16 protein-coding genes are annotated in these 13423 nt (G+C 36.5%); 8 read left to right on the forward strand and 8 right to left on the reverse strand.

The window, feature by feature from the left end; genetic code table 11:
* Positions 1-82 precede the first annotated feature (82 nt).
* From LCP48_RS16595 to LCP48_RS16625, 7 genes are all read left to right on the forward strand, one after another.
* The gene (locus LCP48_RS16595; protein ID WP_004226605.1) at positions 83-547 is read left to right on the forward strand and encodes a hypothetical protein; all 465 of its coding nucleotides are present in this window, start codon (positions 83-85) and stop codon (positions 545-547) included.
* A gap of 240 nt (positions 548-787) precedes the next feature.
* On the forward strand, positions 788-1630 hold the full coding sequence (locus LCP48_RS16600; RefSeq protein WP_004226593.1) for a DUF2785 domain-containing protein: 843 nt from the start codon (positions 788-790) through the stop codon (positions 1628-1630).
* 826 nt (positions 1631-2456) lie between these two features.
* On the forward strand, positions 2457-3362 hold the full coding sequence (gene qoxA, locus LCP48_RS16605; RefSeq protein WP_004226591.1) for a cytochrome aa3 quinol oxidase subunit II: 906 nt from the start codon (positions 2457-2459) through the stop codon (positions 3360-3362).
* A gap of 61 nt (positions 3363-3423) precedes the next feature.
* Positions 3424-5367 (forward strand): cytochrome aa3 quinol oxidase subunit I, encoded by a 1944-nt coding sequence (gene qoxB / locus LCP48_RS16610; RefSeq protein WP_004226589.1) that lies wholly within the window; start codon positions 3424-3426, stop codon positions 5365-5367.
* Position 5368: 1 nt separating this feature from the next.
* A complete protein-coding gene (gene qoxC / locus LCP48_RS16615; RefSeq protein ID WP_004226587.1) occupies positions 5369-5968 on the forward strand; it encodes a cytochrome aa3 quinol oxidase subunit III in 600 nt (199 codons plus the stop codon).
* Positions 5968-6252: a cytochrome aa3 quinol oxidase subunit IV gene (qoxD, locus tag LCP48_RS16620; protein WP_004226585.1), complete on the forward strand. Its 285-nt coding sequence runs from the start codon at positions 5968-5970 to the stop codon at positions 6250-6252. The genes qoxC and qoxD overlap by 1 nt, the downstream gene beginning before the upstream one ends.
* A gap of 247 nt (positions 6253-6499) precedes the next feature.
* Positions 6500-7357, forward strand: coding sequence for a DUF6612 family protein (locus LCP48_RS16625; RefSeq protein WP_225340387.1), 858 nt, complete (start codon positions 6500-6502; stop codon positions 7355-7357).
* A 60-nt stretch (positions 7358-7417) separates the two neighbouring features.
* On the opposite strand, the gene LCP48_RS16630 is transcribed toward LCP48_RS16625, so the two are convergent.
* The 5 genes from LCP48_RS16630 to LCP48_RS16650 all read right to left on the reverse strand — a co-directional run bounded on the left by LCP48_RS16630 (position 7418) and on the right by LCP48_RS16650 (position 9999).
* A complete protein-coding gene (locus tag LCP48_RS16630) occupies positions 7418-7837 on the reverse strand; it encodes a universal stress protein (protein ID WP_004226579.1) in 420 nt (139 codons plus the stop codon).
* 50 nt (positions 7838-7887) lie between these two features.
* Positions 7888-8964: a PQQ-dependent sugar dehydrogenase gene (locus tag LCP48_RS16635; RefSeq protein ID WP_004226575.1), complete on the reverse strand. Its 1077-nt coding sequence runs from the start codon at positions 8962-8964 to the stop codon at positions 7888-7890.
* Positions 8965-9008: 44 nt separating this feature from the next.
* Positions 9009-9170 carry a hypothetical protein gene (locus tag LCP48_RS16640; RefSeq protein ID WP_004226572.1) on the reverse strand — a complete coding sequence of 54 codons (162 nt, stop codon included), beginning with the start codon at positions 9168-9170 and terminating at the stop codon, positions 9009-9011.
* A gap of 151 nt (positions 9171-9321) precedes the next feature.
* Positions 9322-9738 carry a YugN family protein gene (locus LCP48_RS16645; protein ID WP_202341304.1) on the reverse strand — a complete coding sequence of 139 codons (417 nt, stop codon included), beginning with the start codon at positions 9736-9738 and terminating at the stop codon, positions 9322-9324.
* A 171-nt stretch (positions 9739-9909) separates the two neighbouring features.
* Positions 9910-9999 (reverse strand): SDR family NAD(P)-dependent oxidoreductase, encoded by a 90-nt coding sequence (locus tag LCP48_RS16650; protein ID WP_004226567.1) that lies wholly within the window; start codon positions 9997-9999, stop codon positions 9910-9912.
* 278 nt (positions 10000-10277) lie between these two features.
* Here LCP48_RS16650 and LCP48_RS16655 point away from each other — a divergent pair, with 278 nt between their 5' ends.
* On the forward strand, positions 10278-10433 hold the full coding sequence (locus LCP48_RS16655) for a LuxR C-terminal-related transcriptional regulator (RefSeq protein WP_009373937.1): 156 nt from the start codon (positions 10278-10280) through the stop codon (positions 10431-10433).
* 133 nt (positions 10434-10566) lie between these two features.
* Here the strand turns inward: LCP48_RS16655 and LCP48_RS16660 are convergent, their stop codons facing one another.
* The 3 genes from LCP48_RS16660 to LCP48_RS16670 all read right to left on the reverse strand — a co-directional run bounded on the left by LCP48_RS16660 (position 10567) and on the right by LCP48_RS16670 (position 13404).
* Entirely contained in the window at positions 10567-11028 is a 462-nt protein-coding gene (locus tag LCP48_RS16660) for an SAM-dependent methyltransferase (RefSeq protein WP_004226563.1), read from the reverse strand.
* A 91-nt stretch (positions 11029-11119) separates the two neighbouring features.
* Entirely contained in the window at positions 11120-12310 is a 1191-nt protein-coding gene (locus tag LCP48_RS16665; protein WP_004226561.1) for a Ger(x)C family spore germination protein, read from the reverse strand.
* Positions 12307-13404 carry a spore germination protein gene (locus LCP48_RS16670; RefSeq protein WP_004226558.1) on the reverse strand — a complete coding sequence of 366 codons (1098 nt, stop codon included), beginning with the start codon at positions 13402-13404 and terminating at the stop codon, positions 12307-12309. The genes LCP48_RS16665 and LCP48_RS16670 overlap by 4 nt, the downstream gene beginning before the upstream one ends.
* Positions 13405-13423: the final 19 nt, after the last annotated feature.

Here is a 13423-nt window from a genome sequence, read left to right on the forward strand (position 1 = left end):
TAAAATTTATCACAATTCGCAGACACTCCCCCTTTGTTGTCTGCATCAAGAAAATCAAGTTCTTACACAAGGAGTGGAATCCATGCAATTACTTGATACAATTACAGAATTTGATCATTGTATCTCATCTGCATTCGAGGCATTATCGATTAAAGTCATTTCAATTTCTACAACGGATGGCCCTTTTCAAGATAAGCCGATAGAATTTGAACTTTTAACACGCACCAAAATTGATGTCTACACACAAGAAGCCAGCACCTATATTTTAAAAATCCAAGGGTGTATTCCTGGATCTATTGCACTTGGTCATCAAAATGAGTCTCTTTCCATTATTCCTCAAAAAGTAAACATTGAATGTAACTACAAGCTGTTACATGTTGATAAAAAAGATATGCAGCAGATTTTACAGCATCCTGAACCAAATCGTCACTATAGTGAATGGCTTATTGATACAATCAAAAATGCCAATATTCTTGTCGAGTTAAAGACAAATCAACACACGCTCACTGAATGGCCAATTGGCATTAAATCAGCAGTCATTATTTAGCTAGACAAAGACATACTTAAATAGGTATGTCTTTTTATTGTTCACATTTTAGTTTTACCATTTAATTGCGTTTCTATCATAACAACTTTCTATAGTTTCTGGAAATAATATTGTAAAAATTATGTTTTAAAGAGGACATTCTAACTGTGCTTATTTAAAATGAAGGTTTCAAATTTACCCCTTCGAAATGAAATGGCGCTATAATATATAGTACAAAAATAATTTGGGGGCTTTTTTAACGTGGATATTAAAGAAACATTACAGTCTTTTTCAACAATGACACTGTCTGAGCGTCAGACATTTATGTTCCAGCATAGTGATTGGCTATTACAGGAGATGTTAGCCCATATTGGCTCAGTTGATGCCGAGTTACGAGACCACCTCATTTATCGCACCTTTGTTGATTTACTAAGTGATAATTTATTGAATTCTCAACAACTTCAATATTTGTTTGATACAGTTACGGGTGAGGATTTTTTATATTTACATATCGGAGATAAAACAGAGGATAGTGTCTTTACACGTTCGTTTTCCGCTTTACTAGTTGCAGGTCTTCTTGCAAAGGACGCTGAATTACTCGTTTTAAGAGAGGAAAACCTACAAGTGTTCTTTAAAAAAATTGGCCGTTATTTGTTATTAGAACAGGATACGAGAGGATATGTTCAGGAAAAAGGATGGGCACACAGTATTGCACATGGTGCAGATTTAGCTACAACAACAATAAAACATCCAAAATTCGATTTACAGCATGCGCCATCCATTTTACATGCATTAAAACTTGTCACTTGGAAAGAAACAGTCTTTATTAACGATGAAGAGGAACGTTTAATTAATATAGTGGATGCGTTATTGCTTCAGAATTACTCAGAGGAAGCACTGATCGAATTTGTTGAGCAGGCTTTTGATAAGTTCGAGATGCATTTAATGACACAAGGTTATAATGAGCTCTTCTTTAGCGGAAGAACTTGTACCTTAAACTTTATGAAAACACTGTATTTTTCTTTGAAAATGAATAATAAAGCTCCACAGCTTCAAAATACGATTTATGCACAAGTAGCCAAATGGTTGAAGCTTGGTGATTGACAGGTAATTTTAAAAATGCTGAATTACACCGCTTAATTCTTGATAACATAATTTTTTTCTAAAATACTAGCAAACTAAGAACGCTCTTAGTTTGCTTTTTACTTTTCAGATAAAACAAAATAAGTAAAAATAAGGGTATTAAAGAAAAACAGTTATTATATTAACATAATTAATATTTCACTCCATTTATTCCCTCCTTACTCATTCCTTTCATTGAAAATTCAACCTATTGTTTCCACAAAACGTCATTGCATCTACTCCTTTTTTGAATAAAAGGCAAATAAAAAATCCCGAAAGGACTGGTATGACAATGATTTTATTACAAAACAGCGTCTAAAATGTGAAATACCATTTTTCACATTTTAAATTATTTACTTAGGTAAACATCAGGAATGTAGTATTTTCAACGTTTACACAGTGTTTAATAAATAAACCCTATAAATACCAATACTAAAATAACGATTTTTGTTCAAAAAATGTTCAAATTCAATACCTCTATACTATCATTTTCATAACAAAATTATGTTTTTTCTTAAAAACAGGGCGTATAATCCAATGTGCAAACAACGAGAGAATGTGGCAATCGTAGTTAACCAAGTACGTATTTAAACGATTGTGCACATCATTGATTTTGCTAACGCTTGCATCAGATCAATCAACACTAGATTTTATGTTTCATATTGAACCATGCCATTGTAATTTCTTATGTTGTTGATTGATACGCCAAGATAAAAGAGGTGACCTCAGTATCAACTATTTGTAAATGTGACACTGACAAAAAACACATGAATTTTATGAATAGCCGTTCTATAGAAAGGAGTCAAACATGAAGAAAAAATTAAGTTTAATGTTAGTAGCATTGAGTGCGATTGCTCTTCTTGCTGGATGTGAACCATTAACAGTGTTCAATCCAAAGGGACCTAATGCTGAAACATTATCAAACACAATTATCTTATCCATTATTACGATGGCCTTTATATTGCTAGTCGTGTATGTGCTTTTGGCTTTTATGCTTACAAAATATCGTGCATCAAAAGCAGCTGCAGATTATGAGCCTCCTCATGAAGAAGGAAGCCATCTGCTTGAAATTACATGGACAGTAATTCCAATTATTATCGTAGCATTTTTAGCTGTTGTGACAGTAAGAACAACATCTACAGTAGAAGCTCAACCAGCAGGTTATGACGATAAGGAGCCTTTAGTGATTTATGCATCATCATCAAACTGGAAATGGCACTTTAGTTATCCAGAAGAAGGTGTTGAAACAGTTAACTATGTAAACCTTCCGGTGGATCGTCCAATCGAATTTAAGCTTTACTCATTTGGTCCAATTACAAGTTTCTGGATTCCTCAATTAGCAGGTCAAAAATATGCTATGAGTGATATGTTAACAACAATTCACCTTGCAGCAGATGAAGTTGGTTCATTTATGGGACGTAACTCTAACTTTAATGGACGTGGCTTTGCAGAAATGGAATTTGAAGCACAATCTATGACACAAGAAGACTTCGATAAATGGGTTGCTGATGTTAAAGCGAAAGAGGCACCATTAACAGAAGAAAAATTTGATGAGCTTTTAGAGGCAGAACATGTTGGTCGCCAAAGCTTCTCATCTACACACTTAGACTTTAGACCAGCTCCAATGGAACATGGTAAACACATGAATATGGATGAAATGGATCATGGGGATATGTCTGAAGAAGACATGAATAATGAACATTCTGGTCATTAATTTGATTTTATCGTTGAACGAATCGAGACATTAATTTTTAATTCTGAAAGGAGCGCATCCAATGAGTATGGAAGAATTATTCCATCCAATGCAAGAACCGATGATTTTAGCGGCAGCTATTAGTATCGTAGTTGGTGCAGTGGTTATCGTAGCAGGCCTTACTTATTTCAAAAAATGGGGCTATTTCTACAAAAACTGGCTATCAACTGTTGACCATAAAAAAATCGGGATTATGTATATCGCAGTAGCATTATTAATGCTATTCCGCGGTGGTATCGATGCACTATTAATGCGTGCACAAACAGCCGTTCCAGATAACGGACTTCTTGATGCACAACACTATAATGAAATTTTCACAACACACGGTTTATTAATGATTCTATTTATGGCAATGCCATTTGTTATCGGCTTAATGAACATTGTCATTCCACTTCAAATCGGTGCACGTGACGTTGCTTTCCCACGTCTAAATGCTGTCAGTTTCTGGTTATTTGCAGCAGGTGCTGGTTTATTAAACTTATCATTCATTATCGGTGGTTCACCAGACGCTGGTTGGACAGCCTACTTCCCGCTTGCAAGTACGGAATTTAGTCCGACTGTAGGGAATAACTATTATTCTTTAGCCCTTCAATTATCAGGTATTGGTACTTTAATGACTGGTGTTAACTTTATCACGACGATCATTAAAATGCGTGCCCCTGGTATGACATTAATGAAAATGCCAATGTTTTCTTGGTCTATTTTAATTACAAACATTATTATCGTATTCGCGTTCCCAGTATTAACTGTAGCGCTTGCTCTGATGATGTTTGATCGTCAATTCGGCACAAAATTCTTTGCGATGCAAGACGGTGGTATGGATATGCTTTGGGCCAACCTTTTCTGGGTTTGGGGACATCCTGAGGTTTATATCGTTATCCTACCTGCTTTCGGTATTTTCTCAGAAATCATTGCAACATTCGCACGTAAAAACTTATACGGTTACAAATCAATGGTGATGAGTATGGTGGTCATTTCCCTACTATCATTCGTAGTTTGGGCCCATCACTTCTATACAATGGGTCATGGTGTAATGGTAAACAGTGTTTTCTCTATTACAACAATGGCAATCGCAGTTCCTACTGGGGTTAAAATATTTAACTGGCTACTCACAATGAGGCACGGGAAAATTCAATTTACAACACCAATGCTTTATGCACTTGGCTTCATTCCTATCTTCACAATTGGTGGAGTTACAGGGGTAATGCTAGCGATGGCAAGTGCTGACTACCAATATCATAATACGATGTTCTTAGTTGCCCACTTCCACTATGTTTTAATTCCAGGTACAGTATTTGGTGTCCTTGCAGGTTACCACTACTGGTGGCCTAAAATGTTCGGTTTCCGTCTAAATGAAAAATTAGGGAAAGCTGGTTTCTGGTTCATTGCCATCAGCTTCAACGTAACATTCTTCCCGCTATTCATTTTAGGTTTAGATGGCTATGCTCGTCGTATGTACACTTATTCTGAGTCTACTGGTTATGGTCCATTGAACATGTTATCGTTCGTCGGTGCTCTAGGACTTGCAGTCGGCTTTGCATTAATCGTCTACAATATTTACTATAGCTGGAAGCATATGCCTCGTAATGAAAAGGCAGATGTTTGGGATGGTCGTACACTTGAGTGGGCTACACATTCCCCAGTACCAGAATATAACTTTGCCGTAGTGCCTACCGTTACTCGCTTAGATGAGTTCTGGTTCGCGAAAAAAGAAGGTCGCGATATTACGGCAGGTACAATCGAAAAAATTCACATGCCAAATAATACAGGCACACCATTCTGGATGAGTGGATTCTTCTTCCTTGCAGCATTCTTCGCTGTATTTAATCTATGGATTCCAGCCATCATCAGTATGCTTGGTGTATTTGGCTTCATGATCCATCGTTCATTTGAAAAAGATCATGGTCGTTACATTTCAGTTGAAGAAGTAATGGCAACTGAGAAAAGCTTGAGAGGTGATAAATAATATGAAAATCGATTCTTCACTTCCATTAGAATATAGTACAGAGGAAAACCGTCTAAAAATCTTTGGTTTTTGGATTTTCCTTGGCGCCGAAATCGTGTTATTTGCCACATTGTTTACTGTGTATTTCACACTTCATACACGTACAGGTAGTGGACCAAATGGTGCCGAAATTTTCGAATTAACTCCAGTTCTATGGGAAACATTCTTATTATTAACAAGTAGTTTCACAATTGGTCTTGGTGTTCATGCAATGCGTATCGGTCGTAAAAAAGCGATGATGACATTCTTTATCATCACTCTATTACTAGGCCTTGGCTTCTTAGCTATTGAGATTGATGAATTTGTCACATATGTACACGAAGGTGCGACGATTCAAACAAGCGCATTCTTATCTTCCTTAATGACTTTACTTGGAACGCACGGTGCCCACGTAACATTCGGTTTCTTCTGGGGCGTAGCTATTTTAATCCAAGTAGCGAAACGTGGCTTAAACCCACAAACGGCTAATAAAGCGTTTATCTTCTCACTGTACTGGCATTTCCTAGACGTTGTTTGGATTTTCATCTTCAGCTTCGTCTACTTGAAAGGACTGATTAGCTGATGAAGGAATTATTCCCAAAACAACATGTGATGGGCTTCGGCTTCTCACTACTACTAACAATCGTAGCTTTAGCAGTTGTTAAATTTGATATGTCTCTTAATATGGCATTTGGAATTTTACTAGTAACGGCTCTTGCACAGGCAACTGTACAATTAGTATTATTCATGCACATCGGTGAATCTGAAGATAAAAAAACGTTATATACAACAATTTTATACTCAGTATTCGTAGGTGTTGTGACTATCATTGGTACATTATTTGCTATGATCTGGGGCTATAATTGATCCATTACACTACGGTGTAAGCAAAAGGCTGTCTGAACTTATCATCCTTGTATGATAAGTTCGTGACAGCTTTTTTGTTTTATCCCTATTCATTTGGTAATTATCACGTTTACCACTTACAAAAGTAGGAATAATGTTATTTTTTTAATAAAAAAGTAGTTCTTTTCTAACAATTTATGAAACTTTTCCTTTTCTAGTGCGTATAGTAGTAGATAGTGTTTTTTACCAAGAATAGGAGATGAAAGTAATGAAGAAAATTTTTAAAGTATTAGCAGTCGGAACACTAGCGTTGACACTTGCCGCTTGTAATTCAAGCGCTACGCCTACGAAAGACACAACTAATAAAAGCAAGCTCACTTTAGAACAAGTGTATGACAAGGCAGTAGAACGCCAGGCTGATATTCAAAGTGCAAGTGCTAAAATGGATATGACACAGGTGACAAAGGTTGGGTCTGGTGAAGAAGCAATGGAGTTTTCAATCGACTCCAAAATGGAGATGGATATCATCGTTGATCCACTTGCAATGCATTTATCAGGATCTATGACAATGCCTGATATGATGAATGAAGGTGAAGAAACAATGGACATGCCAATTGAAATGTATATGAAAAAAGATGCAGGCTTATTTATGAAGGATTCGACAACAGACAGCTGGTTAAAGCTTCCTAATGAGGACTTTGATGCTATATTAGATCAAACGGCGGCTTCTGCTGATGCGAAAGAACAGCTAGAACAATTGAAAAAATTCATTAAGGACTTTACATTTGAACAAACGGATGATGAATATGTCCTTACATTAAATGCAAAAGGCGATAAATTCAAAGAGCTAATCGATTCTGAGATTAATAAGTCTATCCAAGAAATGGGTCTAGAAGAAAACCCAATGGATCAACTATCAATTGAAAAAATTAACTACGTGCTACACATCGATAAAGAGACTTTCGATACGAACAAAATGGATATGAATTTTGACTTAAAAATGGCCGTAGAAGGTGACGAATTGTTAATGAATACAAAATCAGTCGTTACGTATACGGAATTTAATCATCTAAAAACAATTGATATACCTCAAAGCATTATTGATAACGCTCAAACAATCCAATAATAAAAAAACCTGCTTGTCGACTAGCACAAGCAGGTTCTTTTACTCTAAACTATTTAACCACTAACGAACAATCAACACATCACAAAGCGCATGACGTACGACTTTCTCTGCTACAGAGCCTAACATCATTTTCTCCATACGATTTAACCCAGTTGCACCACAAACAATTAAATCAACCTGAGGTAATTGTGTTAAAATACCTTTCGGTGAACCTGTTTCTACAATGGATTCGACCTCTTTGACTCCTGTCTGTAACGCCTCTTTTTCTAGCTTTTCCATTTTAAGAATGTTTTCCTTCTTCAATTCCTCGGCATATTTTAAGTCATATGCTGAAACTGCTCCAAACGATTTTGTATCAATGACATTCACCAATTGTAAAAGAGCATTGTATTCCTTTGCTAATTGACTCGCTCTATCCAATGCTTTTAATGATTGTTCTGAGAAATCAATTGCTACTGCAATCTTAAGATAGTTTGCCATGTTTGTCCTCCCCATTCTTCCTACCATTCCATGTTTTCTCAAATATTATATCACAATGGCGTTCGATATAGTTTATCATCCTGAGGTTGTGGATTTCCACGACCATCTGTATTATTGCTAATAAAATAAAGAAACTTTTCATCCACAAAGACATCACGAATTCTACCAAATTCTGATAGTAATTCATTGTGTTTGTTCTTATTTATATCAAAAGCTAGGACTGCTGTACCTCTTAGGGCAGCGACATATAATTGATCATTTACAATAGCAATGCCTGATGGAGCCCATGTGGTAGAAGCACCGGATGTAAAAAGAGGTGTTATCATCCCCTGCTCTTTCTCCATTCCTTCAATAAGAGGCCAGCCATAATTCTTCCCCTTCTCAATGATATTAATTTCATCACTTGCTGCATTGCCATGTTCACTGGCATACATCGTCCCATCAGTAGACCATGTTAAGCCTTGTGGATTTCGGTGTCCATAGCTGTATATATAGGATTGAGGAAAAGGATTATCATTCGGTATGGAGCCATCCAAATTGATGCGCAAAATTTTTCCTTCTAAAGCTTCCACGTCCTGTGCTAAAGAAGGTTGTGTTGCATCTCCTACCGTTGCATACAGCTTTCCGTCAGGACCTATTTTCAATCGTCCACCATGATGATATGTACCACTCTTTATTCGATCCATAATAAGATCCTGTTCGACCCATTTATCATCGCTAAACGTTAACGTAACAATTCGATTAAATTGTTCCTCTCCCTCGACATACGTATAATACGCATAGGCAACTTGACTGGTAGGAAAATTAGGCGCTAATACAAATCCCAACATACCCGCTTCTGGCGCAGTTGATAGCTCCTTTTTCAGGATAATCTGCTGCCTATCAACGCTCCCTTCTGCAATTTTTACAATATTGCCTGGCCTTTCTGCTATATAAAAGACATCTCCACTTTTTTGAATCGACCATGGTGTCTGCAATTGATCTGCTATTATTTCAACAGAGGAATTCATAGCATCTATCGCGTGATTTCCCTCACTCTCTAACCTTTTATTGGTATTATCCTTCGTTGACGTACAAGCAACACATAGAATCATTGTTAGCAGTAATAAAGGCATGTAACGTCCCATGATTATTCATCCTCTCATTTGTGAAAAATAGAAAGAGACGCCACCTAGACGCCTCTCTTACTTTTTATACTTTCAAGCAGGATTATTTCACCAAATGTTCTTGTTTTTTCTAACACCTCTAGAAAGGCTTCTTTACGATGGATGAGTCGTTCTTGGTGCAATTTCTGATAGGAATGCTGAAAATCATCTATAGCTATTTTATCCATAAACTCACCTCATATAGTAGTACATGCTAATACCATTATAATGTTGGAAAATTCTTACGACAATTCTAATTGTATTTTTGATTACATGTTCCCAAAATAACAAGGAGAAAAGACATATAATTTCTTGTAGCAGCCATTTAAATTTATCTAGCTAATGAATGAAAAATGGAAGTACTTTTTCTTCCACAGCTTGTTCACCTGCTTGAATCCATCTACTTTTATCATGAATGTATCCATCTTTATCAAGCGGGGTTTGAAATTGGCTAACACCAGTTGCATCTAGTAAGGAGCCCTCATCATAATCTAGACCAATATTCTCAACATGCTTAATGACAAATGGCTTTTGAAAACGAATTTGAGCATCTTCATTATCAAGCTCTCCTGATGTGACGATAAAAGGGACACGTAAATAAATAGTTTCTCCTGCCTCTTTCCATAATACCGAGTCAAAGCTACCTTTATAGTACTCCCAATTCCCGCCGATCGTGAAACCCCGATCGGCAATTTTATCTCGTAAATAGCCAAACCCTATCTCTTTTCCAACAATTTTTGATTCAAATTGTAACATTTTACATTCTCCTCCTTTCACTCGATAAAAGTTTAACCTAAAAGACGACATTACAAACTAGCTAAAAGATCATTTTGCTTAAAAAAAATCCCGAAACCTGAGTAAATTATGGTTTCGGGATTTTCTTAAATTTTTTATAAAGGCACTGAAATATTTCGATGTAACACACATTTAGTAGCTTCCCTTAGTGGCAAGCAATTTTGCAGTCTCTTTTCCAATACCACTTCCAGCACCTGTAATAATGACTACTTGTTGCCCCATATTGATATATGCTCCCCTCTTACAAACTATGATAGTATTTTAATTTCATTAACTTAAAGCCTTCATAATTGTTGTTTTGAGCTACCTCATTTCAATGTTTTGTGTAATAATCAAATCCACCTAGATACATTAAAAAACTTCGAGGTTGGCCCCCGTATACCAGAAATCACCTTTGACGTAGAGTGTTGCATTAGCAACCTCTAGAAGAGGAAATCGATATAAATGATAAGCTGTTAGATGACATGACCACCTTTGGAAATATGATTGGACTGCTTATCATGCAAGCTAGAAAAAGCAAAAAAGAGGGCTTTCTGAGCAAGCGTGAATTAGAGGTAATGAGACAGGTAGCGCAGGGAGATAGTACAAAGGAAATAGTAGATGTTATGAAATTAAGTGAATTAACCATTACACAATATGTAAAATCTGCTATCTAAAAATTGCGTGCCAAAAATCGCTCTCATGCCATTAGCATTCTTTATCAAAAAGGAATCATTCTTTAAAAAATCAGGGGAGCACGCTACTCCCCTTTTTTAGTAACCCACAATTGTCTGCGCTTTAACAACTTCCTTACCCCCAGTAGGCCTTCATTAAATCTATTGACCACGCTGGCTGTTTAACATCCTCTTTAGGCAAAAATTCTTTCATTACAGGCTTTATGTCTAGTATAGGTGTGCCATCTATAGCGTCTAGCCCTTGAACGATTAATCCTCTTGATTTGACCTCTAACAAGGCAACAATTGTACTTCCTAATTTATTAGGTCTATTCTTACCTCTTTGTGCAAAAATGCCGACCTCAGGATAATCATCATTATTTCTCGGATGTCTTGCCTCATATTGAATCTGATCGTCTGTAACCTTATCAAAATAAAAAATAACTTCTAGATGAGAAAAATCTTCTATTCCTTTTAAGGACGCCTCTTGGATATGATCAGCAAGTTCAATAGTTGAAATAATCTCTCCCCAATGATCATCTTTTATCATTTGCCGATTGTTACGAACGGTAGCGATTGATTGAATAGTATATTGCATGTCTTTTATCCCCCATCTTTTCGAATATCTACTATATGTCCTTTCATTCCAGAATAGACTAACTGGACAGAAAAAAAGATGATTAACGATGTTAATCACCTGACGTGCCATAATCCTTAATGGAAACATTCACTTCACATGTAATAGGAACCTCACTAAACGTTTGATCCCATTCTTTTTTTCTTTTTTGCCATACTTTCGGGTAATCGATTCTTAGTTTATTGTCAAATCCAGAAACATCTGTTTGAAATTCATGTTGCGTTTTATCTAGTGCTTTCCTCACTAATTGTTCTATCTCTTTTTCAAATAATTTCTCTGCTTTTTTCAAAAATTGATTGTCAAATGCTTTATCGGAGAGAACCCAATGTTCAGCAATTCTTCCCTCTGATTGAATTTTTATCGTAAAGGAGATTTGATCGCCTTTTACATGTGGAATAATTTTACTTTTAGCTGAAATAATTTCATACACAATGGGTGCTCCTGACTCCTCATCAAAGCCTTTGACAAGACCACCTTTCGCATCGCCAGACATCCATGCAATTCCTTCTAGGTCACTCTCATTTAAAAATCCTCGTAGCTTTTTGGTTTTTCCTTCAATGATAGCAGCGCCTGCAAATTTTACTTCTCCATTTTCCGTACTCACATTTTGCAATAAAAAGCTAGAGTCTGAATACAGCTTCCCCTCTAGTTTGGCTACGGTCATCGGAGGCAAAATTTTAGTCGTCCTTTCATGTCCCTCCATCATTTCTACTAATTGAAAGGCAGGAATTTTAGTTGGTTCATTTGTTTCCAGTGCCTGACTTGCCTGATCCCGAGCAATAAAGAGCAGTCCACTTGGCCGTATTTCTAATTCTCTTAGAAAAAAATCCAACGTTTGCTGGAGATTGATAGTACTAGCCAATTCCTCACCAATAATAATTACTTTGGAATGTTCAGCAAAGGAACGTTTATCCACCTTTAACAGCATATTTCGTAAAGTTGGTAACACCGCATCACCTGTCTCAGAAACATTTTTATACGCTTTTCCTGGCAATGCTCCCTCTTTTGTTCCAGAAACCGTTGTCTCTGACGTAACAAATTGATTGGTAATTGTTAGCAACTGTCTGTTTGCATACCTAGCATCTTGTTGCTCTTCAGAGGAAACATCACCCGTCTCTAAATCCAATGATGTACCTACAATAAGGCCTAAATCCTCTATCTCTTTACTACTCCAACATCCAGTAAGAAGTAAGGTTACCGTCGCAACTAGAAGTAAACGTACACAGCATTGTATTCGCTTCATGCTTTCTTTCCTTTCAATTTCGAAATAAGGAGTAAGGTTATCGGTACTAAACCAAATAAAATTAATGCAGCATGACCAATCTTATCGCCAAATGTAAAAAGATCATTAATATTTTTAGGTGTCATCGCAATAATGTAGATAATTGGCAGTAATCCATATAAGAAAGGATGCATATTTTTCTTAAACAGTTGGGCTAAACCTAAAGTGGCCGCATAATAAGTAATCGTAAAGGTAGCAAAGATTTGCATAATCCAAATTACAAGAAGAAATGACTCAAAGCGTTCAAAAATTAAACCAGGGATTTCAAAACTTCGCATTAATTCAATCGTTGGCCAAGTCCTTGTCATAACACCTTCAATAGATAGAGCACCAATGACCATCACAACCGTGATGACATAAAAGAGCAAAGGTATGGCAATACCCGCCAGTACAACCTTTACGGCTTTTGATTTATCTGATGGGTACATAAATGCCACAAGTAGTAGCATAATTTCAGGCCCTAAAAATGCCAGGGTCGCTGTTTTTATTCCCTTTAACATCGGAACAACGCCCAGACCGAGTACTGGTCTCAAATTATCGATTTCAAAAATCCCTAAGCTTAAAAAAGCCACAAGTAAAAAAATAACAAAGGTAATAGGAAAAATGATTTCAAATAAGCGAGCAATTGTATTGATGCCACCGCTTATTAAGTAAAGCCCAACCCATAAAAAGGGCAAAATAATCGCCCAAGTGGGGGTCCCTTCTAATAAGAAGAGAGAGGTTACTTCAGCCATGATGCGAACTTCAAAGGCAGAAATGGTAAAAAAGTAGGCAATTACACACGCACTTATAAACCACCCTAACCACTTTCCTATGATATCTTGATTATATTGATAAAATGTTTTGTCAGGGTATTGTTGGCTTAGCTTCACAATGATTACACCTGCAATCATTGCAACGACACCACCTAAAAATACACTAATCCAAACATCTGGCGTTTTTACCTTTTCAACAGATGCACGAGGTAAAGTAAGAATCCCAGTGGCAAGAATATAGTTAATAATAATAACAACTGCTTGTGATGTCGTTATTTTATCTTTCATACTGCTGTTCATGGCTGTTTTGCTCCCTTTC

Origin of the sequence: Lysinibacillus capsici, assembly GCF_020217405.1 — a bacterium.
GTDB classification, from domain to species: Bacteria; Bacillota; Bacilli; order Bacillales_A; family Planococcaceae; genus Lysinibacillus; species Lysinibacillus capsici.